This window comes from Streptomyces sp. GbtcB7, assembly GCF_019091445.1.
Lineage (GTDB): Bacteria > Actinomycetota > Actinomycetes > Streptomycetales > Streptomycetaceae > Streptomyces > Streptomyces mirabilis.
In genome coordinates, this window is sequence record NZ_JAGXJM010000017.1 from 203,920 (window position 1) to 229,965 (window position 26,046).

Annotated in this window: 20 protein-coding genes and 2 pseudogenes; 14 read left to right on the forward strand and 8 right to left on the reverse strand. The window is 69.4% G+C overall.

Annotated elements, in window-relative coordinates; genetic code table 11:
• Nucleotides 1-96 precede the first annotated feature (96 nt).
• From KVT44_RS27310 to KVT44_RS27320, 3 genes are all read left to right on the forward strand, one after another.
• Entirely contained in the window at nucleotides 97-624 is a 528-nt protein-coding gene (locus tag KVT44_RS27310) for a hypothetical protein (RefSeq protein WP_217569323.1), read from the forward strand.
• Between the two features lie 15 nt (nucleotides 625-639).
• Nucleotides 640-3,216, forward strand: coding sequence for a hypothetical protein (locus tag KVT44_RS27315; protein WP_254649922.1), 2,577 nt, complete (start codon nucleotides 640-642; stop codon nucleotides 3,214-3,216).
• 299 nt (nucleotides 3,217-3,515) lie between these two features.
• Complete coding sequence (locus tag KVT44_RS27320) at nucleotides 3,516-3,989, forward strand: hypothetical protein (RefSeq protein ID WP_217569325.1); 474 nt, start codon at nucleotides 3,516-3,518, stop codon at nucleotides 3,987-3,989.
• A 601-nt stretch (nucleotides 3,990-4,590) separates the two neighbouring features.
• Here the strand turns inward: KVT44_RS27320 and KVT44_RS27325 are convergent.
• Nucleotides 4,591-5,181, reverse strand: a pseudogene (locus KVT44_RS27325) (site-specific integrase); the annotation flags it as partial.
• A 582-nt stretch (nucleotides 5,182-5,763) separates the two neighbouring features.
• On the opposite strand from KVT44_RS27325, the gene KVT44_RS27330 reads away from it, so the two are divergent.
• The 5 genes and pseudogenes from KVT44_RS27330 to KVT44_RS27350 all read left to right on the forward strand — a co-directional run bounded on the left by KVT44_RS27330 (nucleotide 5,764) and on the right by KVT44_RS27350 (nucleotide 8,624).
• A complete protein-coding gene (locus KVT44_RS27330; protein ID WP_308314125.1) occupies nucleotides 5,764-6,132 on the forward strand; it encodes a GNAT family N-acetyltransferase in 369 nt (122 codons plus the stop codon).
• Between the two features lie 430 nt (nucleotides 6,133-6,562).
• Nucleotides 6,563-6,862, forward strand: a pseudogene (locus KVT44_RS27335) (IS630 family transposase); the annotation flags it as partial.
• Nucleotides 6,863-6,883: 21 nt separating this feature from the next.
• A complete protein-coding gene (locus tag KVT44_RS27340; protein WP_217569327.1) occupies nucleotides 6,884-7,297 on the forward strand; it encodes a cytidine deaminase in 414 nt (137 codons plus the stop codon).
• A 467-nt stretch (nucleotides 7,298-7,764) separates the two neighbouring features.
• Nucleotides 7,765-8,046, forward strand: coding sequence for a hypothetical protein (locus tag KVT44_RS27345; RefSeq protein WP_217569329.1), 282 nt, complete (start codon nucleotides 7,765-7,767; stop codon nucleotides 8,044-8,046).
• 227 nt (nucleotides 8,047-8,273) lie between these two features.
• A complete protein-coding gene (locus KVT44_RS27350) occupies nucleotides 8,274-8,624 on the forward strand; it encodes a hypothetical protein (RefSeq protein ID WP_217569331.1) in 351 nt (116 codons plus the stop codon).
• 256 nt (nucleotides 8,625-8,880) lie between these two features.
• Here the strand turns inward: KVT44_RS27350 and KVT44_RS27355 are convergent, their stop codons facing one another.
• Nucleotides 8,881-10,155 carry a glycoside hydrolase family 3 protein gene (locus KVT44_RS27355; RefSeq protein ID WP_190171291.1) on the reverse strand — a complete coding sequence of 425 codons (1,275 nt, stop codon included), beginning with the start codon at nucleotides 10,153-10,155 and terminating at the stop codon, nucleotides 8,881-8,883.
• Between the two features lie 968 nt (nucleotides 10,156-11,123).
• Here KVT44_RS27355 and KVT44_RS27360 point away from each other — a divergent pair.
• Both KVT44_RS27360 and KVT44_RS27365 read left to right on the forward strand, forming a co-directional pair.
• Nucleotides 11,124-11,555: a (2Fe-2S) ferredoxin domain-containing protein gene (locus KVT44_RS27360; RefSeq protein WP_254649925.1), complete on the forward strand. Its 432-nt coding sequence runs from the start codon at nucleotides 11,124-11,126 to the stop codon at nucleotides 11,553-11,555.
• Between the two features lie 112 nt (nucleotides 11,556-11,667).
• The gene (locus KVT44_RS27365; RefSeq protein WP_217569366.1) at nucleotides 11,668-13,614 is read left to right on the forward strand and encodes an NAD(P)-binding protein; all 1,947 of its coding nucleotides are present in this window, start codon (nucleotides 11,668-11,670) and stop codon (nucleotides 13,612-13,614) included.
• 789 nt (nucleotides 13,615-14,403) lie between these two features.
• Here the strand turns inward: KVT44_RS27365 and KVT44_RS27370 are convergent.
• Complete coding sequence (locus KVT44_RS27370; protein WP_217569333.1) at nucleotides 14,404-16,278, reverse strand: prolyl oligopeptidase family serine peptidase; 1,875 nt, start codon at nucleotides 16,276-16,278, stop codon at nucleotides 14,404-14,406.
• Nucleotides 16,279-16,430: 152 nt separating this feature from the next.
• Here KVT44_RS27370 and KVT44_RS27375 point away from each other — a divergent pair, with 152 nt between their 5' ends.
• Nucleotides 16,431-17,324, forward strand: a complete 894-nt coding sequence (locus tag KVT44_RS27375) for an SURF1 family protein (RefSeq protein WP_217569335.1) — start codon at nucleotides 16,431-16,433, stop codon at nucleotides 17,322-17,324.
• On the opposite strand, the gene KVT44_RS27380 is transcribed toward KVT44_RS27375, so the two are convergent.
• The 4 genes from KVT44_RS27380 to KVT44_RS27395 all read right to left on the reverse strand — a co-directional run bounded on the left by KVT44_RS27380 (nucleotide 17,294) and on the right by KVT44_RS27395 (nucleotide 22,136).
• Nucleotides 17,294-18,571: a hypothetical protein gene (locus KVT44_RS27380; protein WP_254649926.1), complete on the reverse strand. Its 1,278-nt coding sequence runs from the start codon at nucleotides 18,569-18,571 to the stop codon at nucleotides 17,294-17,296. The two genes, KVT44_RS27375 and KVT44_RS27380, sit on opposite strands and share 31 nt — an antisense overlap.
• Nucleotides 18,568-19,143: a SigE family RNA polymerase sigma factor gene (locus KVT44_RS27385; protein ID WP_054231405.1), complete on the reverse strand. Its 576-nt coding sequence runs from the start codon at nucleotides 19,141-19,143 to the stop codon at nucleotides 18,568-18,570. Before KVT44_RS27385 ends, KVT44_RS27380 begins: the two co-directional genes overlap by 4 nt.
• A gap of 622 nt (nucleotides 19,144-19,765) precedes the next feature.
• Nucleotides 19,766-20,824: an aspartate-semialdehyde dehydrogenase gene (locus KVT44_RS27390; RefSeq protein WP_075033097.1), complete on the reverse strand. Its 1,059-nt coding sequence runs from the start codon at nucleotides 20,822-20,824 to the stop codon at nucleotides 19,766-19,768.
• Between the two features lie 34 nt (nucleotides 20,825-20,858).
• Nucleotides 20,859-22,136 (reverse strand): aspartate kinase, encoded by a 1,278-nt coding sequence (locus tag KVT44_RS27395; RefSeq protein WP_067374019.1) that lies wholly within the window; start codon nucleotides 22,134-22,136, stop codon nucleotides 20,859-20,861.
• A gap of 298 nt (nucleotides 22,137-22,434) precedes the next feature.
• Here KVT44_RS27395 and KVT44_RS27400 point away from each other — a divergent pair, with 298 nt between their 5' ends.
• Nucleotides 22,435-23,220: a response regulator transcription factor gene (locus KVT44_RS27400; RefSeq protein WP_308314126.1), complete on the forward strand. Its 786-nt coding sequence runs from the start codon at nucleotides 22,435-22,437 to the stop codon at nucleotides 23,218-23,220.
• Entirely contained in the window at nucleotides 23,217-24,512 is a 1,296-nt protein-coding gene (locus KVT44_RS27405; protein WP_217569337.1) for a HAMP domain-containing sensor histidine kinase, read from the forward strand. Before KVT44_RS27400 ends, KVT44_RS27405 begins: the two co-directional genes overlap by 4 nt.
• Here the strand turns inward: KVT44_RS27405 and KVT44_RS27410 are convergent.
• Nucleotides 24,478-24,978, reverse strand: coding sequence for an SgcJ/EcaC family oxidoreductase (locus KVT44_RS27410; RefSeq protein WP_217569339.1), 501 nt, complete (start codon nucleotides 24,976-24,978; stop codon nucleotides 24,478-24,480). The genes KVT44_RS27405 and KVT44_RS27410 overlap by 35 nt on opposite strands.
• Nucleotides 24,979-25,201: 223 nt before the next feature.
• On the opposite strand from KVT44_RS27410, the gene KVT44_RS27415 reads away from it, so the two are divergent.
• Nucleotides 25,202-25,909 carry a sulfite exporter TauE/SafE family protein gene (locus tag KVT44_RS27415; protein WP_217569368.1) on the forward strand — a complete coding sequence of 236 codons (708 nt, stop codon included), beginning with the start codon at nucleotides 25,202-25,204 and terminating at the stop codon, nucleotides 25,907-25,909.
• Nucleotides 25,910-26,046: the final 137 nt, after the last annotated feature.

Below are 26,046 nucleotides of genomic sequence, written 5' to 3' on the forward strand. Positions count from 1 at the left end.
CTCTTCTCTCTGAGTGACAGTGAACGTACTGTCAGTCAGGTTTTGCGCCCGCACGTACGCCGCGGGATGCGCAATCAACGGGGAGGGCATGCAGCCATGGATCCACTGACGTTTCCGATGCTCGTCGGCACCGCGCTCACCGAGGCGGTCAAATTTCTGTTCGATCGGGCCGGGGCCGTCCTCGATCGGCGCGCGGGCCGAGTTCCCCTGGAGGAACCGGAAGAAGTGGAAGGACGAGGCGGACCGTTTACCGTCCACCCAGCTGAACTGTCCTCCGCGCGAATCGAGCGCATCACCGAAGCCCGCGGAGCACTCCAGGTGTATCTGACGCGTCCTGCGCTGCTGCAGGGAGGCGATCCAGAGCTCAGGGATCTCTTGGGTGCGCTGCGCCTGGACTTGGAGGAGATCTACGGGCGGCAGCTGCCCTTCGGCGACGAGGAGGAGCGGCCAGCTCGCCCAGGAGTCTCCGTCACACAACGCGCGGACCACCTCGCCGGCCACCAGGTCGGCGTACGCGCGCAAGGCATTTCCCAAAAGGGCCGCGTGCGTGTGGACCAGTCCGCGAAGGTCATCGAGGCGTCGGCGGAACAAGTAGGCACCGAGATCGACGGAACCATCGGCTGAGAGGCGACGCGACCGATGGCTTTCGATGACGAACCGGACTTTGCCCAGCAGCAGCCCGCTCCGACTGCCGGAGTGCCGCACAGCGCTACCGAAGATTCGCGCGTGCGTCCACCACTGCTTGACCGCTACACAGATGAAGAAGGAACCAACCACGCGGAACATCACGGCAGTTCCACCGGCTTACCCACGACGGGCTCAGTGGCCAACGCCGATCCATCAACGGACTTTCGCCCCGACGTGGTGACGGCGCCGGGCGCGCAGTCCGGCTCCGGACCCTCGTCGTATCCACCTGTCCCTGTCGCCCCACCGAGTGGCCCGGAGCCATCGGCCCAGCGAGAAGCCGAGCGGGGCAGGACGGCATCACCGTCCCCTGAGGCGATCGAGGCTGTCGGGCAGGCGGCCACGCTCCAGCGCGCGTTGATCAACCTGGGCGAGATGATCGGCACGAAATACGTGTTCGAGCAGACCCTGGACGCCGACGCACCCATCGACGCCGAGTACTTGGCAGTAATCCGCAGGGTTTATGCCAAGCCCCGCTCTGAAGACGCAGACCGGCTCCGTAGTCCCTTCGCCCAGGCCCTCGCGACCCTGCGACCTTCAGGTTCTGTGCTGGTCATTAACCGCCCCCCTAATAGCAGCAGAACTACGACTGGATACGCCCTTCTCGACCAGCTCGTGGAAGAAGGCTTGATCTCAGAAGTACGCCCGCTCTCCTTCGGCGGCTCCCAGCACTTCCCCGCCCGACGTCTGCCTCATGACCGCCGGTGCGGCTTCCTGCTCGAACTCCCACCAGACGAAGACGGATTCCAGGTAGCCGACACATTCGGTTCCGGCCTGGGAAAGCTCGGTGAGCGGCTGGCCCGACGAGACAACCGACTCATCGTCCTGACCCGGCCGGAACAGTGGCGACGAATCAGCCACGGCGCAGCGCCGAGTGCCGCGCCGGATCTGGGCGAGATCCACCCTCACGACATCGCCACGCGCTGGCTGCTGGCGCAGGAGCCGTCGTTCCCCGTCAGTGCCTGGCTCGGCAGTGCCGGCATACGCCGCCTCATCGGCGGTATGACGCCCACGGACATCTTGAATGTCACTCCCCTCATGCTCGACGAGCACCGGAAGGCCGAGCGACTCGCGGCCGATGACCTCTCTGACGTAGCCCGGGATTCGGCACAGCAGGTTTATGCCGAGCGGCGCCGCTCCCTCGACGAGCAGATCGCCAATGTCGTGGCCGTCCTCAGCAACTGGGAAGACGCGCTCTACGAGTGGCACGAACCAGAAGACCGCGTGCGGACCAGCTTCGAACGGAACTTCCTCCTGACCGCAGCGGTCCTGCGCGGTGACCCGGTGGGCCATGTGTACGCCAAGGCCGCGGAGTTGACCGACACACTCGACAAACGCGACACCCCTGTCCCTGTGCACGGGCAACAGGCACCAGGCGTGATCGCCATGACCAAGGCCATCAAGGCGCGCCGCGAGGAGGACGGGACCCTCCGTTTCGACCGGCCGCACTGGGATGATGCCGCGATCGAGTATTTCTGGAACGACCGTCCGCTGGCCCGTACCTCCTTCCTCAAGTGGCTCGCCCAAGTCCCCATCGACGACACAGGAACGAACAAGGAAGCCCTGGAGACCATCACCAAGGACGCCCGCCGTGCCTTGGCAGGCCGCATCGGTGAGTTCGCGCTGCGTTGGGCCGTACGCCATCGCAGACAAGAACCGCTAGAAGCGATCGTCACGGCGTGGTACGCACACGGCACTGACAAAGAACTGTGGCCCTTGGCCGTGACGTTGCTCGACAACGCAGCGATTCACGCAGCCAGCGCTCCGTACGTGCACTCCCTATTGCTGTCCTGGGCCAAGCGCAAGGATCCCTCCCTCCAACAGGCCGTCGTCGAGGTCTGCACCGGACAGTTCGGGCGGCGTCACACCGGGAAGGCGCTACGCCGCCTGAAGCGCGTGGCCAACAGCGGGCTGCCGGAGGTCGTGGACAGCCTGCGCGAAGCGATCCAGGTGCTGTGGGCGGACACCTCCGTCCGGAAGACGCTCTTCGGGTACGTCGTCGATTGGTGCGGCGACGAGAAGATCCGGGACACCGTTGGCCACCGTACGTTCACGGCTCTCGCCGCGTCGTCTGCGCCAGAAGCCGACCGAGTGCCGCTGGTGCTACACAGCGACACCACGCCGGACGCCGACGAAGAGGAGGACTTCCGCCCTCCAGTCGCGGGCCTTGTCACCGGGTGGCGCACTCTCCTACGTCAGGCGACCGGAGCGGCGGGGGATCGCGAACTCGACCGGGCCATCTTCCTGTGGCTTGATGCGGCCCTTGAGCGGCCGCCTCTGCGACCGATCATCCTCGACACCCTTCGCCGGGCCGTGGACGTCCGCGGCCCTGAAGGCCCGACCCTGCGCGAGGCTCTGCGTACCTGCTCACAGGTATGGGTCCAGAGCGAAGACCGCCCGTACTCGCCCGACCGGGCAAACCTGAAGCTCGAACTCTCCTCTCTCCTCGACGCCGACCTCGCCAAGGTCCAGCAGCTCCTGCTGCAGGAACACCCCGAGGCAGACACGTCAGAGGAGCGCGAAGCCGCATGAAGCGTCGCCCCACCCCCGAAGGCGCCTCCCAACCGGGCGCCACCTGGGTCTCCACTTTCTCCGACCGACCACGCAGCGCGGACCCGACGCTCCACTTCTGCGCACATGTCCGAGCGACATGGCGGCGTCGTGACGACACCAACATCCCTGCGGCCCCGTACGCAGCCGGGCAACTCGTTAGGACCGTGATCGAAGAGGCAGCCGCCGCCTGCGATGTCCTCCGTCCTGACGCCGCCGAGCAGGACATTGGTACCGCACTCGCCGAAGCCCTGCCTCTCGGTGGCGTGGGGGTGTTCGTCGTGGACGCCACCGTGAGCATCGAGGTGGACGAAGCAACCCGGAAGGCCGCGTTCGCCGCGGAACAGATGCAGCAGAACCACCGTCGCCAGGAAGAGCTGCTGCGCCGCGAACTCGAGCTGGACGAGCTGGCCCGTCGCCAGGCCAAAGCGCGCGAGGAGTTCCTCCAAGAACACATCCTCGCCAACCCCGCCGCCGCCCGGCTCTACACAGCTCTGGAAGGCTCGACCGAGAACTGGCCCCGCCTGGGCGGACCACCGGCCGGTACGGATCTCGAAGATCTGGTCCGCACGGTCAGACAGTGGCAACCCGGACAGCAGTGGGTCGTTGTCGCTCAGGTGATCCACGATTTCGTCGGCAAGCTGACCCCTGAAGGCTGCAAGGAACTACTCGTCCTACTCGCAGGCACCGTAAGAGCATTCGGCGACGAGGACGCCGCCCGTGCCCTCACCGCCATCGCTGGCGAGTTCCAGTGAGGTTGATGCTCTTGCGCTGGCTTCTCGATCCGGTCACCAGCTTGCTGGCGGTGCGGCTCCGTGCCCAGAACCGCGGACGTATGTCGTACGAGGCGGCCTGGCGACTGGCCCGCGTCACTCGGCACCCTGACGAGATGGGGTATCGCCTGTACGGCCATCTCCCGGAAGACCGGCGGACGTGACCGAGCCGCCATGTACGCAGCCAGCGGTTCCTTAATCTCCCAACGTGAACCCGACTGCTAGGCAGCCGGCCCCCTCGCCACATGAGTCGACGACATCTGCAAACTCACGCCAGCAATCGTTGACAAAGCACACCCGAGACAGGGAGGCTCTCCGCCCCTGGGAGAATTCTGGGAGATGATCTTCCTTCGGAGAGCAACCGAACCCCCGTCACGCCACCCCAGACCAACCGCCTGACCTGCATGTTTACAAGCTCCGCAGGTCTCGATCTTGCTCGAACCTCATTCGGGACGAAGAGGTCGTGGGTTCAAATCCCGCCACCCCGACAGCTAAATAGCAGTTCAGAGGGCCCTTACCGGATCGGTGAGGGCCCTCTGGCGTTGCTGCGTGCCTATCTGCGTGACTATCGATTCCTGCGCGCCTACCACCGCTGCTGGACGGCGCCGAAGATGCCGTCCATGACCACGGCGCCGGTCTGGATCACGGGCCGGATCTGCTTCCGGTACACCTCCTCGGTCACGGCCGTGCCGGAGTGACCGACGAGTCGGGAGATCTCTTCCAGCGGGACGCCCCGGTCGGAGCGCAAGGACACGAAGCTGTGCCGGAGCTCCGGAGGCGTCCGCTCCTCGGCGCTGATCCCGTCGACGTCCTTGAGCGCCTGGCGAAAGGCGCGCCGGCAGAGCGAGGGTGCGCCGGGACTTCCGAGTCTTGGTGTCTCCGCCGCGCCGGACCGAGCGCCACACCGCGATGTGCGGGGCTGCGGCGGCTCGGCGTCCAGTTTGCCCTTGAGGAAGACGTGGTCCCAGGTGAGCGCCTTGGAGGGGAGCCCGGCTTGGCTCTGGGGCACTGAGCACAGCTCGACGACGTTGCGCTTCACCTTGTCCCGCGTCATGGCCCGCTTGACCGAGCGGTCCAGGCAGGAGTGGACGGCCTGAAGCGAGCGTGTACTGAGGGTCGTTGCCTTGGCAGCGAGCCAGCGGTCGATGTCTTCCGCGCTGAGGTCACGGAGCTTGGTGACGCGGGCGGGGTGGTAGACGGTTCGGGCACGGGTGTCAGGATCAGACCTGCAGCTTGGGATGGCGGAGAAGGGCACGCGCGCCCCCCTGTGAGCCCGATCGGACGATCAGAGGCGGAGAAGCGGGGAACGTCTGCGGGTCGCCCTGGGACTCGCGGCTCAGCGTCTTGCCAGGTCAGGCCCAGCGCGGTTACGCGATCTTCCAAACCGGTGCGGTGTCCCACCCCCCGGCGGGGGCTTTGGGCTCTGGGGACGAGCATCGCCACGTCGGGCCGAGTTGCTCTCCACTAGGAGCTGCCTCGGGCGCGGTCACAGTCCGGCGTGCCAGTCCCGCTCCAGATCGCCCGTGTCGAATACGCTGCGAAAACGTCCAACCTGGCGTCCTCGATGACGCGTACGCACAAGGGAATGCCGAACGGTGGCGGCCCTTCACGCCGGTTCGGACGGCGCGGCTGCCGGATGCGGAAGGGGTGTGGCATGAGGTCCCCAGGTGTGCACCTACGGGAGATCACCGACGCAAACCGGGATGCCGTACGTGCCCTCCGGGTCCGACGTGACCAGAAGCAGTTCGTCGCCTCCGTGTCCAAGTCGCTCAAGGAGGCGGCAAAGAAACCGGAGGCCAATCCCTGGTATCGCGCCGTGTACCGTGGCGACGAGCCAGTCGGCTTCGTGATGCTGTCGTGGAAGCCGCCGTCCGGTCTTTTCAAAGGGCGGCATTTCATTTGGCGCCTCCTCGTCGACAAGCGGTACCAGCGGCGAGGGATCGGCCGCGAGGCGCTCACGCAGATCGCCGCCCTGGTTCGCGCGGACGGCGCCACCGAACTGCTGACCAGCTACGAGCCCGGCGACGGCGAACCGTTGCCCTTCTATCGGAAGTTCGGGTTCGAGCCCACCGGGGAGATGGACGACGGTGAGATCGTTCTGCGGCTCACCTTCCCCGCTCAGTGAGCTCACATGGGAAACCGCCGACGGTTTTGACTGTCGGCGGTCAAATGACGAAGAAGCTGGTGGGCACCTCGCTAGTCGATGCCCCCGTGCGCGCAGGTTCGAACGTTCCCTGCTCAACCCTGGAAAGGCGCCCAGTCTTCAAGAGCCGGCCTCGGTCTCGTCGGGTCCGGCTCTTTGCCGTGCTCCCGCACCGGCGGGATCCCAGTCCTTGACCTCAATCCGGGCGGCGAAGACATGGGACCCCGCGGCCCTCTGCTCGGTAGGTTCAGGCATTGGGACGCTTGCCGTGATTGGCCTTCTTCTTCTTACGGCCGCGTCTCTTGTTCCCTCGCTTAGCCATGGCACATATCTCCCTAATCCAGTGCTTTCTACGCCTTCGCCAGTCTAGATTTGGACCGCGATGTCCGCATCAGGGGTGCCGCGGGCACAGCGCCACCTGTTCGCCGCCTTGGACCTGGGCAAGGACAAGCTCTACGGCCACATCAAGCCGAGGAAGAACCGCACGAGGTCCCTGGAGTTCTGCCGCTACCTGCGCAGCCTCTGTCCGCCCGAGATCCGTATCGCGATCGTGCTCGACAACTTCTCCCTGCACTACTTCACGCTCGACGGCACCGACCACGCCAGCCACAAGGAACAGGCCAGCATGATCCGCCGCTACATCATCCGGCGGAACAAGCACACCGCCGATATTCGCTTGCACACCATCGTCACTCGGGTCAACGTCGCCTGACACCTGACGAAGGCAGAGAAGATGACCACGCAGACCCACCCCGTCGACCACGAACTCATCCAGGCCGCGGCCCACGTCGCTCGCACTCGCTGCCAGGGCGACAACCACACCATGGCGGCCGCGGCCCGTGCCCGGGACGGCCGGATCGTCACGGCGGTGAACGCCTACCACTTCACGGGAGGACCCTGCGCCGAGCTGGTCGTCATCGGCGCGGCAGCAGCCCACGGCGCCTACGAGCTGGACACGATCGTTGCCGTGGGCGACCGCGACCGGGGAGTTGTCCCCCCGTGCGGCCGGTGCCGTCAGGTCCTTCTCGACTACTTCCCTGCCCTCAAGGTCATCGTCGGCGAAGACCACCGCATCCGAACCGTCCTCATCACCGACTTGCTCCCCGAAAGCTACATCTGGGCCGACCACCAGCTCGACGCCGAGTAACCGCGCCACGGGAGCTTTCCAGGCGTCGGCCTCGGTGGGTGCCCAACTGCGTGACAACCGGAAGAGGTCGTGGGTTCAAATGCCGCCAACCCGACAGTGAAGTACCAGGTCAGGGGCCCTTGGGAGAAGTAAGGGAAGCCACGCGTCGAGCGCCGCCCCACGGAGTACGAAACCCCTCCATGCGCGTCTTGGTCGCGTGGCGCAGCCCGTGAGGCGCGAGTCCCTTCGTGGACTTTCTGCACGCGGCAATCCAAAAGGGCGCCGTCAACGTACTGATAAGAGAGCTGCAACCCGGGGATACGCCCCGGTCGGCTGGTTCCCGTACAGAGGGGATCTTGGCTGCAAGACGTGCTCCCGTCTGTGCGAGGCGACGCCTGCGACCGCGCCGCTCCTCCCTTTCGGCTGCGGCTGTCCATCTCGTGCCGCTGAGAGCTGCGCGAGACGATGGAGGAGAAGGTGCATGCATCATGCGAGCACAACGCGCGAGGCGTCTCGCCGCGGTGTCCGTGGCCGGCATTCTGATGGCCGGCGGCGCTGCGATCGGCGCAGCAGGGACGGCCGCAGCAGCAGCCCCTGCCGTGCACACTCAGGTGACCACCAACTGGTGCGGCGGCCACGATGACTGGGGCGGAGGCTGCTTCGACCACCGCTTCGACCACAACGGGTTCCGCTTCGATCACCGCTTCGATCACCGCTTCGATCACCACCGCTTCTTCAACCACGGAGGTTTCGTGATCATCGTGCTCTAGTACTCCCTTGTCTTCCCTTGTCGAGTCAGTGCGCGCCGCAATGTCGCGATCGGTTCGCCCCAGGGAGCGTTGTGGGTGCAGGACACCTGCTCAATTTCCCCCAGTCCGGGTGAAGATCACACCAACAACCGCCGCTGTCCATTCCCGTCGTACGACTGGCCTGACACGCTCTCTACGCTGCTGGAACGAGTCGCAGAGCCAACGTGGTGAGGGATGGGTCTCCGGTCATGGACACCTTTGAATGGGCAGTGGCGATCTTGGCCGTAACGATCTGCTTCGGGCCCGGCCTGGCTGCCGTGACAACGGACTGGCTGTTCCCCTGGCTCAGAGGCTCGATTGCACGGCCACGCCTTTGGGGCTGGGGCGAGCTGATGCTCGGCCTCTTCTTCGCCATGCAGCTCATGGACCAAACGATCATTTTCACCCCCCACAGCGGCGACGTGCTCTTCTACGGGGGATTGGCATTCGGCATCGCCGGCCTGTATCTGATGATGCTCGCCCGGAGTCCGGGCACAACTCCTGAGGTGCCGGCGCAGCCGTACAGCAGCGTGCCCCTGCCGTGCCCGATCGACCGGTAGCTGACGGGGAATCATGACGCGGGCAGGCTCACTGACTCAGGTCCTCACCGTCACGAGTTCCATCACAGTGATCACGACGCCCACGATCCCGAACCCGACCCTCATGCGCTCAGGGGTCTTCCCGATCCACTCCCGAGTATTGACCGCGTCCAACCAACCCCAGACCCACAGGGCAACGTTGCGGTAGTTGCAGGCCTCGCCCCACGACCAACGTCGCCCTTCACGGCATGATCCCCGCCTTGCGCTCCGGGCGCGTTCAGGAGCAGAGATTCACGTGCCGGACGGCCAGGACGTGCCCCGCCGCGTCGATGAGGCGGCTGCGGGAGAGGTGTCCGCCGGTCACCGCGTTGGTGATCGCCGTGGCGATCGAGGACGTTTGGGAGCTGACGTTGCTCCCCAGGTCGAACAAGACCATGTCGGCGCCGGAGCGCAGGGCCTGGACGGCGGCGGCGGGGACGCTGAAGCCGGCGGCGGAGATCGCCTTGGCGCTGAGCGAGTCGGTGACCACCAGCCCCTTGAATCCCATCTTGCCGCGCAGCTCGGAGCTGATGGCGGTGGGTGACAGGCTCGCCGGATTGGTGCCCAGGCCCGGCACGATGTTGTTGGAGACCATGATGGCCGGGGCACCGGCCTTGATGGCCGCTGTGAACGGCGGGATGCCCACCTTCTGCAGGGTGGACCAGGGCAGGGTGCGGGCGGGGCCGAAGTCGGAGTTGTAAGTGGAGCCGCCGAGGCCCGGGAAGTGCTTGACGACGGGTATCACGCCTCCGGCACGCAACCCGTTCATGTACGCGACTCCGGCCTTGGAGACCACCGAGGTGTTGCCGCTGAAGGACCGCCATCCGTCGGGGTTGGTATGGCTGGGGGCCACGTTCCTGCCGTCGACGTCGACGACCGGCGCGAGGTCCATGTTCACCTGGGCGGCCGCCATCTTGGTGGCGACCTTCGTGACGTTCTGCTGGATCTGGGCCGGGGTCCAGTGCGCGCCCATGTACGCGGGCCAGGGCAGGGATCCGACGAGGTTCGCCATGCGCTGGATGCCGCCGCCCTCCTCGTCGGTCATCACCAACAGGCCCAGATGGCCGGGTACATGGGACTTCAGGGTGGTCAGCCGGGAGCCGAGGTCGGACGGCGCCTTGCTGCCGAACAGCAGCACACCGCCCGCACCGGCGCTCACCTCGGACGTGGCGTCGGACACCGAGGTCTCCGACACCGGGACGGCGATGGTCAGCATGGCCAGCCGACGGTTCGACCACCCGGCCAGCTTCGAGCTGTTGGTGCACGCGGTGGCGGCGGAGGTGAGGGCCGGAGCGAAGGTCGAACGGGAGTGGGAAGGCGTGGCGGACGGGGCGAGAGACACGCCGGGACCACTGGAGTGCGGGGACGCCTTGGGAGTGCCCGTGTCACAGCCCACCAGGAGCATCGCCGCCACGGCGGCGGCAGCGCTCAGTCTTCGTGCGTTCCTGGCCCGGCCGGGGAGCCGCGGCGGTGCTGTCGCTCTTCTGCGGTCACGGTACGACGGGAGATTCATCGCCCGGCCTCCTTCGGGAAGGCGCGACGGTACCCGTCGCGCTGAGGGCCGTATGACCATGAGGTGGGCTTTACGACGCGTGAGAGGCGCACCAGCCCGCATTTGTTCGCTGGTCCACGGTCGGAATACCAGGATCTCGCGCCTCGGAGCCGGGCGAAAGTCCAGCCGCCGTGAGTCAGGGCTTGCCTTCGAGGGCGCTTCACCCAGGTCGCAGCGCGGTTCACCGTGGGACGGGTGTGAGGTGAGGGCGCCCTCGGGCCGGGAAACGGCAGGTCAGGGGAGGCTCCCAGCGCGGCTTCAGCGACCGGCGAGCCGGTAGATCTTGTCCAGCGGGACGCCTCGGTCGGAGCTCCGGTCGTGGTGTGAGGGGTACGTCCCGCTGAACGGTGACACGCCCAAAGGGGTGGTCACCGAAGTGGAATGCGAAACCGATGGTGCCCGGCGTCTCCAGTCACCAGATAGCGAGCTTTCGGGAACGTTTGTGCGAGCTTTCGAGCACCTCGACGTCCTGCGGAACGTGCCCCAGCGCGGTCAGGGTGTCCAGCAACACCAAGCCCGGCGTCGATCAGCAGGCAGCCGGCCTGGCGCTGGACGTGGTGCGCGGTCGGCGCTGGCAGGTTGTCTCCTGGCCATCGACGAAGCCCGACCGTCGGTTGGGTCCCGGACGAATCTCCGGGCCGCCCCCAGACAGGCCGGGGATGCAACCATTCCCTTCAGAGCTGGAACCCCCGGAAGCCGACCGCGCGTTGGAGACCATAGCCGCGGGCACTGACAACGGACCTGCCGGTGATCGACGGTATGGGCACGCGTTCCCGAATCGAGAGCGTCGGCCGGCCGGTCACGGACGTAGCACCTGGCCTGCCCGGCCTTCGCTGTTGCGCCGCTGTCCATCTCGAACCACTCGCGACGGGGATCGTCAACTATCGTCTGCGGCTGTAGACGTACGTTCGAAAAGGAGAGCCGATCCGTTGAACCGAGCCTCGGCCGACAGGTCTCGTACGGTGGCGATCGGTGCCGCCGCGTCGCGGCCCTGCACGCTGGTCGTCTGCCGTGGGTGTTGTTGTGGCGATCCGCGGAAGTATCCCGACGACGATCACGCCTGGCAGCTGGAGCGGTTGCGGGCCGGGGCCGAGGCGTCCAGGGGACGGTTCGTGGTGCGGACCGTGGACTGTCTCGGACCCTGCGACCAGGCCAATGTCGTGGTCGTACAGCCCTCGGGGGACGCGCGGCGCCGGGGTGCGCGGGCGACCTGGATCGGGTTCGCGATGGGGGACGACTGCACCGAGGAGCTGGTGAGTTGGGCGTCCGCCGGAGAGCCGGGGGTCGCCGAACCCCCGGTCGCGCTGGAGTTGCAGTTCGTCCGGCCGCCGCGCGAGGCACGGGCCCGTACGCGTCGCTGAGGCGATGTCGGTCCGCCGGCCGCCCTCTGGAACCACACCTCCCCGTGCGGCACTCTTCTCCCTCGTGGGGACCCTTCCGTATCAAAGCCCGTCGACCGACACGACCGCGCACATGGTGGTGGCCGGTGACGACGCCCTGGCGCACCGGCTGGCCGCCGAACTGCGGGGTGTCTACGGCGAACGGGTGACCCTCGTCGTGCCGCCCACCCAGCGCAGTGTGCGCCCGCCGGTGGTCGGGCGGGCGCGGGCCTCGACTCTGTTCGACCGGATGTCCGCGGCGGTGAACCGGGCCGCGGGCAACGGGGAGGGGCCGCCCAGCCGGACGGCCGAACTCGCCGGTTCCGAGCGGGTGTTGGAGGCCCCCGAACTCACCGAGTCCGTACTCGCCGAGGCGGGTGTGGAACGGGCCGCCGCCCTCGCGCTCGTCCATGACGACGACGAGACCAACATCCGGGCCGCGCTCACCGCGCGCCGCCTCAATCCGCGGCTGCGGCTCGTCATACGGCTCTACAACCGGCGCCTCGGGCAGCACATCGAGGAACTCCTCGATCAGGCCTCGGCGTTGGCCATGGCCGTGGCCGATGGTGAGGGAGACGGTGGCGGCGGGAGCGGGGGGCTCGGGTTCGATGCCTCCACCACCGTGTTGTCCGATGCCGACACCGCCGCGCCCGCGCTCGCCGCGACCGCCGTCGCCGGGACCAGCAAGGTCGTCCAGACCGATGGGTTGATGCTGCGGGCGGTGGAGCGGCCGCCGCCGGGGCCCGGTGAGGTCGCCGATCCCGGGCTGTGCACGCTCGCGCTGCTGTCCGCCACCACCAACGACCCCGCCGGGGCCGACGGTTCGGAGAGCAGCGGGTCGCAGGGGCCTCGGCTGCTGCCCGACGAGCGGGCCGTGGCGGCGGCCACCGGGCGCGGGACCGTCGTCCTGGAGACGGTGTCGTACGCCGCGACCGCGCCGTCCGCCGGGCGCAGTGTCGTGCCCTTCGGCTCGCTGCTGTCGCGGCGGCTGCGCTGGTCGTTCGCCGGGCTGGTGGGGTGTGTGGTCGGGCTGGCGGTCGCGTCGATGCTCGTCACCGGGGAACCCCCGCTGCAGGCGACCTATCTGACGTTGCTCGATCTCTTCGCCATCAACAACCCCGCCATCGGTGAGCCCATCGGGCGGCAGATTCTTCAGCTCTTCTCCGGGCTCGTCGGGTTGTTGCTGCTGCCTGTGCTGCTCGCGGCCGTGCTGGAGGCGCTCGGTACGTTCCGGAGCGGGTCCGCGTTGCGCAAGCCGCCGCGGGGGCTGTCCGGGCATGTGGTGCTGCTCGGGGTCGGGAAGATCGGGACGCGGGTGCTGACGCGGCTGCGGGAGCTGAACATTCCGGTGGTGTGCGTCGAGGCCGATCCGGAGGCGCGGGGGCTGGCGCTGGCGCGGCGGTTGCGGGTGCCGGTGGTGTTGGGGGATGTGACTCAGGAGGGTGTGCTCGAAGCCGCGAAGATTCATCGGGCGCATGCGCTGCTCGCGTTGACCAGCGCGGACACGACGAATCTGGAGGCCGCGTTGTACGCCCGTGGCGTGCGGCCCGATCTTCGGGTCGTGCTGCGGTTGTACGACGACGACTTCGCCACCGCCGTGTACCGGACCCTGCGGGCCGCGCATCCGCAGGCGCTGACCCGGAGTCGTAGCGTGTCGCATCTGGCGGCGCCCGCGTTTGCCGGGGCCATGATGGGGCGGCAGATCCTCGGGGCGATGCCGGTGGAGCGGCGGGTGTTGCTGTTCGCGGCCATCGTGGTGGGTGGGCATCCGCAGTTGGAGGGGCGGACTGTGGGGGAGGCGTTTCGGGCGGGGGCGTGGCGGGTGCTTGCGTTGGATACGGCTGCGTCGGGGGGACGGCGGGGTGGTGAACCGGTGTCCGCCGTGGGGGGTGGTGGGGGCGAGCGGGGTGGTTCCGGGCTGGTCTGGGATCTTCCCTCTACGTATGTGCTTCGGGCGGAGGATCGGGTGGTGTTGGCTGCGACTCGGAGGGGGCTGGCGGAGTTGTTGGGGCGGCGGCGACGGGAATCGGCGGGTACGTAGGTTTTTGGTCTCGGGGGTGGCTGGTGCCGGTGCCGGTGCCGGTTCTGGCGCGGGGAGTGGGGTGGGGGGATTTTTTTCGCCCCCGCCGCCCCTACCCGTCCCATCCCTCTGGGGCTCCGCCCCAGCCCCCACCAAGGGGCTCCGCCCCCACACCCCGGCGGGGCTCCGCCCCTGCACCCCGCCAAAAGACGCCGCCCCCAGACGCCTGCGAGGCTGCGCCCCAGACCCCGCCGAACGACGCCGCCCCCGGACTCCCTCAGGGCTGCGCCCCGGACCCCGCCGAACGACGCCGCCCCCAGACGCCTGCGAGGCTGCGCCCCAGACCCCGCCGAACGACGCCACCTCCGGACTCCCTCAGGGCTGCGCCCCGGACCCCGCCGAACGACGCCGTCCCCAGACGCCTGCGGGGCTGCGCCCCAGACCCCGCCAGGGGCCCCACACACAGGGGGCTCCGCCCCTGCACCCCGCTAAAAGACGCCAGCCCCAGACGCCTGTGGGGCTCCGCCCCACAACCCGCCAAAGGACGCCGCCCCCGGACTCCCTCAGGGCTGCGCCCCAGGCCCCGTGAGGGGGCTCCGTCCCTGCACCCCGGCAAACGACACCGTCCCCAGACCCCCTCGGCGCAGTGCCCCCAGCCCCCGCGTACGCCCCCTCGAGGCTCCGCCCCTGCAGGCCCGTCGAGGGGGGCGTCCTCGGAGTCCTGCGGGCTGGGTCCTTGTACTCACCGGGGCTTTGCGCCTGTCGTTGTGTGGGTGCTTGGGGGTTCGCCGTGGTCCTGTCGGGGGTGGATTACTGGGGCAGGTGTCTCGTTGCGAAGTCGAGTTCGAGCTTTACCTGTTTGATGCGTTCGTCGACGACCAGGGAGCCGTGGCCCGCGTCGTAGCGGTAGACCTCGTGGATGGCGCTGCGGGCGGTGAGGCGGGCTACGTAGTTGTCGATCTGGCGGATGGGGCAGCGGGGGTCGTTGACGCCGGCCGAGATGTAGACGGGGGCCTTGACCGCGTCGACGTAGGTGAGGGGGGAGGACGCCTCGAAGCGTTCGGGGACCTCCTCGGGGGTGCCGCCGAGGAGGGTGCGGTCCATCGCCTTCAGGGCTTCCATCTCGTCGTGGTACGCCGTCACGTAGTCGGCGACCGGGACGGCGGCGATGCCGAGGGTCCACGCGTCCGGCTGCGTGCCGAGGCCCAGGAGGGTGAGGTAGCCGCCCCAGGAGCCGCCGGTGAGGATCAGGCGGGCGGGGTCGGCGAGGCCCGACGTCACCGCCCATTCCCGGACCGCCGCGATGTCTTCGAGTTCGATCAGGCCGACTCGGTGCTTGAGGGCGTCCGTCCACTCGCGGCCGTAGCCCGTGGAGCCTCGGTAGTTGATCCGGACCACCGCGTATCCGTGGTCCACCCAGGCCGCCGGGCCCGCCGCGAAGGAGTCGCTGTCGTGCCAGGTCGGGCCGCCGTGGATGTCGAAGACGGTGGGCAGGGGGCCCGTCGTGCCCGCCGGCTTCTGGATGAGCGCGTGGACGCGGCCGCCGGGGCCCTCCACCCACAGGTCCTCCACGGGGACCGAGCCCGGGGACCTCAGGCCGGGGGGATCGAGGACGATCTCGCCCGTCGTCGAGCGGACCACGGACGGCTCGGCCGCCGAGGACCACAGGTACTCCACGGTTCCGTCGGGGCGGGCCGTCGCCCCGGAGACGGTGCCCTGCGGGGTGGGCACCTGGACCAGCTCGCGGGACGCCAGGTCGTAGCGCCACAGGTCGCTGCGGGCCTCGAAGCTGTGGGCGATGAGGAGGGCCGAACCGTCGGGGTACCACTCGGCCGCCACGTCGCCCGGGAGGTCCAGGGCCAGGTCCGTCTCCTCCCCCGTCGCCACGTCCCACACCAGCGGCTCCCAACGGCCGCGCCGCTGATGGCCGATGAGGAGGCGGGTGTCGCCGTCGACGGGGGCGAAGCCGAGCACTTCCAGGCCCAGCTCGACCGTGCCGCCCTTGGTGTCGTCCAGCTCGGTGACCGTCGAACCGTCCGGGCGCAGCACCCGCAGCGCCGAGTGCATCGCGTCGCCGTGCTCGGTGTGCTCGACGGCGATCAGGGAGCCGTCGTGCGAGAGGTCGCCGACGCCCGCCGACTCCCGGTGGCGGTAGATCTCCACCGGCTCCTCGCCGAGGCGGACCACGTGGATCGTCGAGCCGTCCTCGTCCGTCGAGCGGCCCACGACCGCCGTCCGGCCGTCCCTGCCGATGGCCAGGCCCCCGGGGTAGGAGGGCTCCAGGCCCGGAGCGGCGGGGGCGTCAGCCTCAGTAACACCGTCATCGCCACCGAGGCCGCCGTCGCCGTCGCCGGTATCCGTGCTCTTGGGAGCGGTGAAGCGTTGGCGGCGCCAGATGCCGAACTCGTCCCCGTCCTTGTCGTCGAACCACCAGATCCACTCGCCGTCCGGGGAGAGCACCCCGTCCGTCGTACCGTTCGCCCGGTTCGTGACCTGGCGCTGCTCCCCCGTCCCGCGGTCCCACGCGTACAGCTCGTACGTCCCCGTCGCGTTGGAGACGAACAGCGCGCGGTGCGGGGCGTCCTCCGCCCAGTCGGGCAGCGACACCCGCGGCGCCCGGAAGCGCTTCTCCCAGTCGGGCATGGCTGCCTGCTGCTGCTCGATGGACCCGTTGCTCTCAGTCATGGCCCCATAGTGCCTGGCCCGACCGACCCCGCGCTGGCGAGGTCCCCAGCCTGTGGATAACTTCGCCGATCGCGGCGAACCAACTTCGAAAGAGCACCGGCAGGAGGGGCCCCGAAGCCCCGGCGTCGAGCTCGGCACCGTACCTTTAAGTCGTGTACCGGTTCCTGCTGACGCCCCGCTGGTGGGGGATCAACGTCTTCGTGCTGTTGGCCATCCCCTTCTGCATCTTCATGGGGTCGTGGCAGTTGAGCCGGTTCGAGGCTCGGGTGCAGGACCACCGCGCGGCCGGTGAGCAGGCCGCCGCGGCCAGGACGGAGGCGGCCCGTCCGCTCGCCCGGCTGCTGCCGGTGAGCACGGAGACCTCCGGAAAGCAGGCCACCGCGACCGGCCGGTACGGCAAGCAGCTCCTCGTGCCGGGCCGCGAGCTCGACGGCGAGCGCGGGTTCTACGTGCTGACGCTGCTGCGCGTCGACGGCGGCAAGGCACTGCCCGTCGTGCGGGGCTGGCTGCCCGGAAGCGCCGACCCGGCGAAGGCGCCCGCCGCCCCGACCGGTGAGGTCACCGTCACGGGTGCGCTCCAGGCGTCCGAGAGCCCGGGGACGAACGGAGTCACCGCCGCCGGGGGTCTGCCCGCAGGACAGACCGGCGCGATCAGCTCGGCCTCACTGGTGAACCTGGTGCCGTACGAGGTGTACGACGCCTGGATCACCCTCGCGAAGGCCGACAGCGGGATGCGTGCGGTGCCCGCGACCGAGCCTCAGGGCACCGGCCTGGACCTGAAGGCGTTCCAGAACCTCGGTTACACCGGTGAGTGGTTCGTCTTCGCGGGCTTCGTGGTCTTCATGTGGTTCCGGCTGCTGCGCCGCGAGGCGGAGTTCGCCCGGGACGCGGAGCTGGGACTCGTCCCGGAGCATGACGAAGAAGAAGCCACGGTCACCGAAGCCACCGCCCAGGCCGAAGCCCCCGCCGAAACCGCTGCCGAAGCCACCGCCCAAGCCGCTGCCGCCGGCGCCCCTCAGGACGCCGACAACATCCCCGTCCGGTAGATCGTCCCGGCGCACGCGTTGGGCACGGTCGTCGTGGCCGTCGCCGCACCCGTCTCCGCCGTGTACGACACGGTGACGCTGCCGTCGGCCAATCCGCCGTCCTCCGTCACCATCTGGGTCGAGGTGCCGGTGCCACCGGTGTCCGTGGCCGTGCCGCCCGTGCTGGTGGCGCCGTCCGTGGTGGTGGTCGGGGTCGGCGAGGGCTGACCGCCGCCGGTGGTCGGACAGGTCTCCGAGGGCACCCAGGCGAACTTCACGACGTACGAGGCGCTCGGCTTCAGCACCACCGAGGCGACCTCCGTGGTGGGGTCCGGCAGCCCGGTGGCCGCGTCGCCCGCCACATGCGTCACCACGCTGATCTTGGCCGAGTCCGCGGCGCCCTGCGCGAGGGTGCCGACCGTGCCCGCGCCGCTGACAGTGCAGCTGGTGGCGGAGACGTTCGAGAGGGTGAAGGAGCCGTAGACCGCGCCGGTGGCGTCCGGGGTGCCGACGGTACTGGTGCCTCCGCCGAGCTGCGCCGGTGTGCACGCGGGCGAGATCGCGGCCGAGGCCGAGGGATCGGGGCCGCCCGTGGCCGACCCGGTGTTCGCCCCCTTGCCCTTGTCGGGCGTGCCGGTCTGGCTGCCCTTGCCCTTGTTGTCCTTGGAGGAGCCTGTGCTGCCGCCCACGGAGCTCTCGCCGCCGTCGGGGCCCTTGCCCTGGCTGGTGCCGCCCTGGGCCTGTGAGCTGTTGCCCGCTATGGACGGGTCGGCGTTCGACCCGGAGGCGTTCGAGACGTGCACGAGGGCGGGGACGGCGGTGCCGATGAAGAGCGCGGCGGCGGCCACGCCGACGATGGCCTGACGCTTGCGGGCCCGCCGTGCGGGGACCGCGCGGCGCAGGTGCTCCAGCGTGCCGTCGGTGGGTTCGATCTCCTGGACGGCCTGGTGCAGCAGCCGGCGCAGCGCCAGCTCGTCCGAACCGAACCCGTCGGAGCCCAGCTCGTCCGAACCGGACCCGTGCGGGCCCAGTACGTGCGGGCCCAGTGCGTCCGAGCCCTGTGCGTCTGGGCCCTGTGCGTCCGGGCCCTGTGCGTCCGGGCCCTGCGGGTGGGGGCCGTTTGCGTCGGGGCCGTGGTTCACAGTTCCGTTCCCAGCTTGCTGCTCGTGCTCTTGCTCGTGCTCGTCTTCGGCGGGCGTGGGCCGGTGTGTCGGCTCATGCCACTCGTAGGGCTCGTGTCGGTCGTGGTTGTCGCGTCGCTGGCTCATGCCGGGGCCTCCATGGCGACACGGAGCGCCGCGATGCCGCGCGAGCCGTACGCCTTGACCGACCCGAGCGATATCCCGAGGGTCTCGGCGACCTGGGCCTCGGTCATGTCCGCGAAGTAGCGCAGGACGAGGACCTCGCGCTGGCGGCGCTGCAGGCCCTTCATCGCCTTGATCAGGGCGTCGCGCTCCAGCTGGTCGTACGCGCCCTCCTCCGCGCTCGCCATGTCGGGCATCGGCTTCGAGAGGAGCTTGAGGCCGAGGATGCGCCGACGCAGCGCGGAGCGCGAGAGGTTGACCACGGTCTGACGCAGATACGCGAGCGTCTTCTCGGGGTCACGGACGCGTTTGCGCGCCGAGTGCACGCGGATGAAGGCCTCCTGGACGACGTCCTCGCAGGAGGCGGTGTCGTCGAGCAGGAGAGCCGCGAGGCCCAGCAGCGACCGGTAGTGGGCGCGGTAGGTCTCGGTGAGATGGTCGACCGTGGTGCCGGCGGCCATGCTGTCTTCAGCGCCGTCGCGCTGACTGGGTATGCGGGCGGGCCGCGCTGCGGGCATGGGCGCGATCACCGGCATGCCGCCGGGCACGCCGGGGCTGCGGAGTCGGCGGGGTGGACGCAGGGCCGTGCCCCTGGTCTGTACCGCGGTGAATTCGAGAACCTCTGCCACGCCAGTTGGACACGCCTACCCCCGTCAGGGTTGTACGCGACAGGCATCACATTCGCTCCAGGGTTCACACCGGCCGAAGCGCCCGCTCCCACGCACCCTACGACGACTGTCCCCACGCACCGCACAACGCCCGCCCCCACGCGCTCCACAAGACCCGCCCCCACGCACCTCGCAACGCCCGCCGGACCATGTGCCGGAACGCCTGCCGACGCGACCGGTAGCGCGCCTGGCAGTGCATTGAATGCCCTCATGCGTACTAGCTCATCCCCTATGCCCCGTTATGCCGTGCCGCCCCCGGACACCCGTTTAGGGCGACCGCAAAGACGCTCCCCGCCCTCCGCGCGGTTGCGGAGAACGGGGAGGGAAATCTTCGAACGCCAAGCGGGTCCTGTACAAGTGGTCCGGACCATTATTCCGGCCACACAACTGACACAGATCCTACAAACGAATCCGGTCATGACCAGGGAGATTTTGCCCCCTGGACACCCTGGGCAGGGAAACCCACCGGCCGGACACCTGACGCGGGGGTCTAGAACAGCTCCGCGGCCACCAGTTCCGCGATCTGGGCCGTGTTGAGGGCGGCGCCCTTGCGGAGGTTGTCGCCGCAGACGAAGAGTTCGAGGGCGGTCGGGTCGTCGAGGGCCCGGCGGACGCGGCCCACCCAGGTCGGGTCGGTGCCGACGACGTCCGCGGGGGTGGGGAACTCGCCGGCGGCCGGGTTGTCGAACAGGACGACTCCGGGCGCGGTGGCCAGGATCTCGCGGGCCTTGGTCACGGTGACCCTGCCCTCGAAGCGGGCGTGCACGGTGAGGGAGTGCGTGGTCACGACCGGGACGCGGACGCAGGTCACGGCCACGGGCAGGGCCGGCAGCCCGAGGATCTTGCGGGACTCGTCCCGCACCTTCATCTCCTCCGAGGACCAGCCGTCCTCGCGCAGCGACCCGGCCCACGGGACGACGTTCAGCGCCACCGGCTCCGGGAAGGGGCCCGTGTTGTCGCCCACGGCCCGGCGTACGTCACCGGGGCTGGTCCCCAGTTCCGTACCGGCGACGAGGGACAGCTGCTGGCGCAGGGTGTCGACGCCCGCGCGCCCGGCGCCGCTCACCGCCTGGTACGAGGAGACCACCAGCTCGCGCAGGCCGAACTCGGCGTGCAGCGCGCCGAGCGCCACGATCATGGAGAGGGTGGTGCAGTTCGGGTTGGAGATGATCCCGCGCGGGCGCACGCGCGCGGCGTGCGGATTCACCTCGGGGACGACCAGCGGCACGTCCGGGTCCATCCGGAACGCGCCCGAGTTGTCGACCACGATGACGCCCTTGGCCGCGGCGATCGGCGCCCACTGCGCGGCCACCTCGTCGGGGACGTCGAACATCGCGACGTCGACCCCGTCGAAGGCGGCCTCACTGAGCGCCACCACCTCGACCTCCTCGCCGCGCACGGCCAGCTTGCGGCCGGCCGAGCGCGGGGAGGCGAGCAGACGGATCTCGCCCCAGATGTCCGCGTGCTGGGACAGGATCTGGAGCATGACCGTGCCGACGGCCCCGGTCGCGCCCACGACCGCCAGCGTCGGTCCTGCCGGCCTGGTCATCAGCGGCGGCCAGTGCCGCCGTACGAGAGGACGGTCATCGTCCGGTGCCTCCGTAGACGACGGCCTCGTCGCTGTCGGAGTCGAGTCCGAAGGCGGTGTGCACCGCGCGGACGGCCTCGGGGACGTCGTCGGCACGCGTGACCACCGAGATGCGGATCTCGGAGGTGGAGATCAGCTCGATGTTCACCCCCGCGTCGGACAGCGCCTCGAAGAAGCCGGCCGTGACACCCGGGTTCGTCTTCATACCCGCGCCGACGAGCGAGATCTTGCCGATCTGGTCGTCGTAGCGCAGCGAGTCGAAGCCGATCACGTTCTTCGCCTTCTCCAGGGCGTCGATGGCCTTGCGGCCCTCGGTCTTGGGGAGGGTGAAGGAGATGTCCGTCAGGCCGGTGGAGGCGGCGGACACGTTCTGCACGACCATGTCGATGTTGATCTCGGCATCGGCGATGGCGCGGAAGATCGAGGCGGCCTCGCCCGGCTTGTCCGGGACACCGACAACCGTGACCTTGGCCTCGGAGGTGTCGTGAGCGACACCGGAAATGATGGCCTGCTCCACCTTCTGGTCCCCTTGCTTGATCGGTGCGCTGCTGACCCAGGTGCCCTGCAGCCCGCTGAAGGACGAGCGCACGTGGATCGGGATGTTGTAGCGGCGGGCGTACTCCACACAGCGGTGGAGCAGCACCTTGGAGCCGGAGGCGGCGAGTTCCAGCATGTCCTCGAAGGAGATCCAGTCGATCTTCTTCGCCTTCTTCACCACCCGCGGGTCGGCGGTGAACACGCCGTCCACGTCGGTGTAGATCTCGCAGACCTCGGCGTCCAGCGCCGCGGCGAGCGCGACGGCCGTGGTGTCGGACCCGCCGCGCCCGAGCGTGGTGATGTCCTTCTTGTCCTGCGAGACGCCCTGGAAGCCGGCGACGATGGCGATGTTGCCCTCGTCGAGCGCCGTCCGGATGCGGCCCGGCGTGACGTCGATGATCCGCGCTTTGTTGTGGACCGAGTCGGTGATGACGCCTGCCTGGCTGCCGGTGAAGCTCTGGGCGCTGTGGCCCAGGTTTTTGATCGCCATCGCCAGCAAGGCCATGGAGATCCGCTCTCCGGCGGTCAGCAGCATGTCGAACTCTCGCCCGCTGGGCATCGGAGATACCTGCTCGGCGAGATCGATCAGCTCGTCCGTCGTGTCGCCCATCGCGGAAACGACCACGACCACCTGGTGGCCGTTCTTCTTCGCTTCCACGATTCGCTTGGCGACGCGCTTGATGCCCTCGGCATCGGCTACGGAGGAACCTCCGTACTTCTGCACGACAAGGCCCACGTGCGCTCCTCGCTCAATCCGTCTCTGTACCGCACAACTGCGGTCGGCTCAGTCTAACGAGCGGCCGGATTTCCCTTCCGGAGTATCGAATCGTGAGATGTCCCGCTCACGACGTGATCACTCCGGACCGTCGAGGTCCACCGGGAGTCCACCGGAGTCGTCAGATCCACCGGTTTCGGCAGGGTCCCTCCGGCCGCTCCGAGCGGCACCTGCCCGCCCACACGCCCCGCCACTCCGGAAAGTGCCCCGTGTCACACGACACCGCCGTGTCTTAACTCTCAAGCACTAAGGTTCGGCTGTGCGCGTACTCCTGGTGGAAGACGATGAGCCGGTCGCCGAGTCACTGCGTCGGGGACTGCTGCGCTACGGCTTCCAGGTCGAGTGGGTGACGACCGGCCACGCGGCGCTGGCCCACCAGGGCCCGTACGACGTCGTCCTCCTCGATCTCGGCCTGCCCGACACCGACGGCCTCGACGTCTGCAAGGCGCTGCGGACCCGCGGTGACGTGCCGATCATCGTGATCAGCGCGCGCAGCGACGAGACCGACCGGGTGGTGGGCCTGGAGATAGGCGCCGACGACTACGTCTCCAAGCCCTTCGGCGTACGGGAGGTCATCGCGCGGATAAGGGCGGTGATGCGGCGCGTCCGGCCCCGTACGGAGATGTCGGCGGGCCCCGACCGGTACGGGCCACGGCTCACCGTCGACCGCAAGGCCGCCCGGGTCCGCCTCGACGGCGTCGAGGTGGCGCTCGCGCCCAAGGAGTACGACCTGCTCGCGTTCCTCACCGAGGAGCCGGGCGCGCTGATGTCACGCGAACAGATCATGGAAGCGGTCTGGGACGCGAACTGGTTCGGCCCGACGAAGACGCTCGACGTCCATGTCGCCGCACTGCGGCGCAAGCTCGCGGGGGCGATCACCATCGAGGCGGTCCGGGGGGTCGGGTTCCGTCTGGAGGTCGTACGGGATCCGGTGCCGGACTTGAAGACGGCCTCGACCTCGAAGCCGGCCTCGACCTCCGACTCGGCCTCCGGCTCGGACCCGCAGGCGGCCCCCGCTCCGGATCAGGGCGCGCCCGGCTCATGATCCGGCAGCTCATCGTCAGTTACGTCCTGCTGGTGGCCGTCGCGCTGACCGCGTTCACCGTGCCGGTGGCCTTCACGCTGACCTCGCAGCTGCGCGGCGACACCGAGGCCTCGGTGCGCCGGGAAGCGAACACGATGGCGCTGATGCTGGCGCAGGGCGACCCCGCCTCACGGGCCGCGCTGGACCGGCTGGCGACCGCGTACGCCGACCGGACGCCCGGCCACGTGGACGTGCTCCCGGCCTCCGGCACGGACGGGACGGACACGGCGCGCTGGGGCGACGGCGCGCTGCGGGTGACGGTTCCGGCGATCAGGGACAACCACATCGTGGGCGCGGTGCGCGTCACGTACCCGACCTCCGATCTGACCGCCCGGCTGTGGCGGATCTGGGGCTTCCGGGCGATCCTCGCCGTCGGTGTGCTGGCGGTGGCCGCCGGGCTCGGCGCGCTGGTGGCACGTCGGCTGACCCGGCCGCTGCGGCAGCTCAACGAGATGGCGAGCAAGTTCGGCGACGGGGATCTGACCGCGCGCTCGCCGGTGACCGGACCGCCGGAGACCCAGCGCCTGGCCCGCACCCTCAACTCGGGCGCGGAACGCCTGGACACCCTCATCGACTCCCAGCGGGTCTTCGTCGCCGACGCCTCCCACCAGCTCCGCACCCCGCTCACGGCGTTGCGCCTGTCCCTCGACAACATCGCGGACGGGGTCGAGGACGCGTTCGTGCGCGAGGACGTGGACCAGGCCACCGCCGAGGTCGTCCGGATGAGCCGGCTGGTGAACGGACTGCTCGTGCTCGCCCGTGCCGAGGCGAAGGTCTCGGCGGCCGAGGCGCTGCCGCTGCGGGAGTTGGTGGAGAACCGGCTCGCGGTGTGGCGGCCGGCCGCCGAGGAGCGCGGGGTGACCATCGCGCAGGAGGGGGATCTGGGCGGCCGGTCGCTCGTGCTGGCCAGTCCCGGTCACCTCGACCAGGTGCTGGACAACATCCTGTCGAACGCCCTGGAGGTCTCCCCGGACGGTTCGGTGATCACCGTGAAGGTGGCGGTCCGCCCCGACGAGGTGGTGCTCTCGGTGCTGGACCAGGGCCCCGGCATGTCCGACGCGGAGAAGGCCCGCGCCTTCGACCGCTTCTGGCGCGGCCAGGGCCTGACCGGGCGTTCCGGGTCCGGGCTCGGCCTCGCCATCGTCAAGCAACTGGTGGCGGACGACGGCGGGACCGTGGCCCTGCGCGACGCGCCCGGCGGCGGGCTGTGGGTGGCCGTCAGCCTTCGGGCATCACCGAGGAGTGGTGGTTGACGATCAGCCACTTGCCGCCGCGCTTCTCGTACTCGTACGTGTAACGGGCCTCGACGGTGCGCTTGGCGCCGGTGTCCGGGTCGGTGAGCGTGAACTCGTACAGGCCGGTGTCGAGGGCCGAGTTCTCGTCGAGGACGTTGACGATCGTCTCGATCTTCTTGCCGACCGGCTTGTTCTCGAGGAAGTGCTCGAAGTAGTCGACGATCTCGGCGTGCGTGTCGCGGATCTTGTTGGAGACGGTGGGCAGCAGGACGGCGTCGGGGGCGTAGCGGTCGGCCACCTTCTCCGGGTCGCCGGTCTTCAGCGCGGCGTTCCAGCCGTCGAACAGTGCGGCGATCTGTGCCTTGGTGGGCGGCTTCTGCGGGGCCGCGCCGGCCGATGTGCTGATGCCGATGCTCACGGCGGTCGCGGCGGCGAGGGTGGAGACGGTGATGACGGCGGCGCGCTTGCGTATCCGGCGCTTCATGAGAACTCCAGTGCGGTGGGGGTGCTTGCGGTGGGGGTACTTGCGGTGGGGGTGCTCCGCTTGCTGTGGGAGCGACTCCAGCTTCTCTTCGCGCTGGTTAGGGGCCGTCCAGCGGACGTGCAGGGCTGATCCAACTCCCGGCCAACTCACGCTGTGCGAGGGGGTGGTGACGGGCGTGTGGGGGTGCCGGGTGGGGTAAGGGGCGTGGGTGACGGGCGAGTTGATGCTGGGCGGGATCGTGCTGGTGGGGTCCTGTGTGCAGTGGCTGACCGGGATGGGCTTCGCGCTCGTCGCCGTGCCGGCGCTGGTGCTGCTGCTCGGGCCTGCTGAGGGTGTCGTCCTCGCGAACTGCGCTGCCGGGGCGATCTGTGTCGTGGGGCTGGCCGGTGGGTGGCGGCGGGTGCGGCCGCGCGCGATGGTGCCGTTGTGTCTGGCGGCGGCGCTCACCGTGCCGGTGGGCAGCTGGGTCGCACGGCGGCTGCCGTCGGCCGAGCTGTTGGTTTTCATGGGCGCGCTGGTGACGGTCGCCGTGGTCGTGGTCATGCGGGGCGCCCGGCTGCCCGCGTTGCGGGGCACGCGGGGTGCGGTGGCCGCGGGGGCGGCGGGCGGGTTCATGAACTCCGCGGCGGGGGTGGGGGGTCCGCCGGTCTCCCTGTACGCCCTCAACGCGGGGTGGACGGTACGGGAGTTCGTGCCGAACGCGCTGTTCTACGGGGTGGTGGTGAACGCCTTCTCGGTGGCCTCGAACGGCGTTCCGCACCTTGGGTCGGCGCGGTGGGGGGTCGTAGTGACGGGGATGGTGGTGGGGGCCTCGATCGGGAGGGTGCTTGCCGAACGGGTGCCGGAGCAGCGGGCGCGGGTGCTCGTGCTGTTGCTGGCGTTGATCGGTGGACTCACCACTTTGGGGAAGGGGTTGTGGGGGCTGGGGTGACCTGTGACGCGGCGGGGCGCCGGGGGGCGGTTCGCGGGGCGCCTGATGCCTGTGGTGGGGCGGGGCCGTGGCGGTGCGTCGAGCCCGTCGCCGCCGGATCAGACGTGGGCCGGGCAAGGGAGCCGCTGCTCGATCCG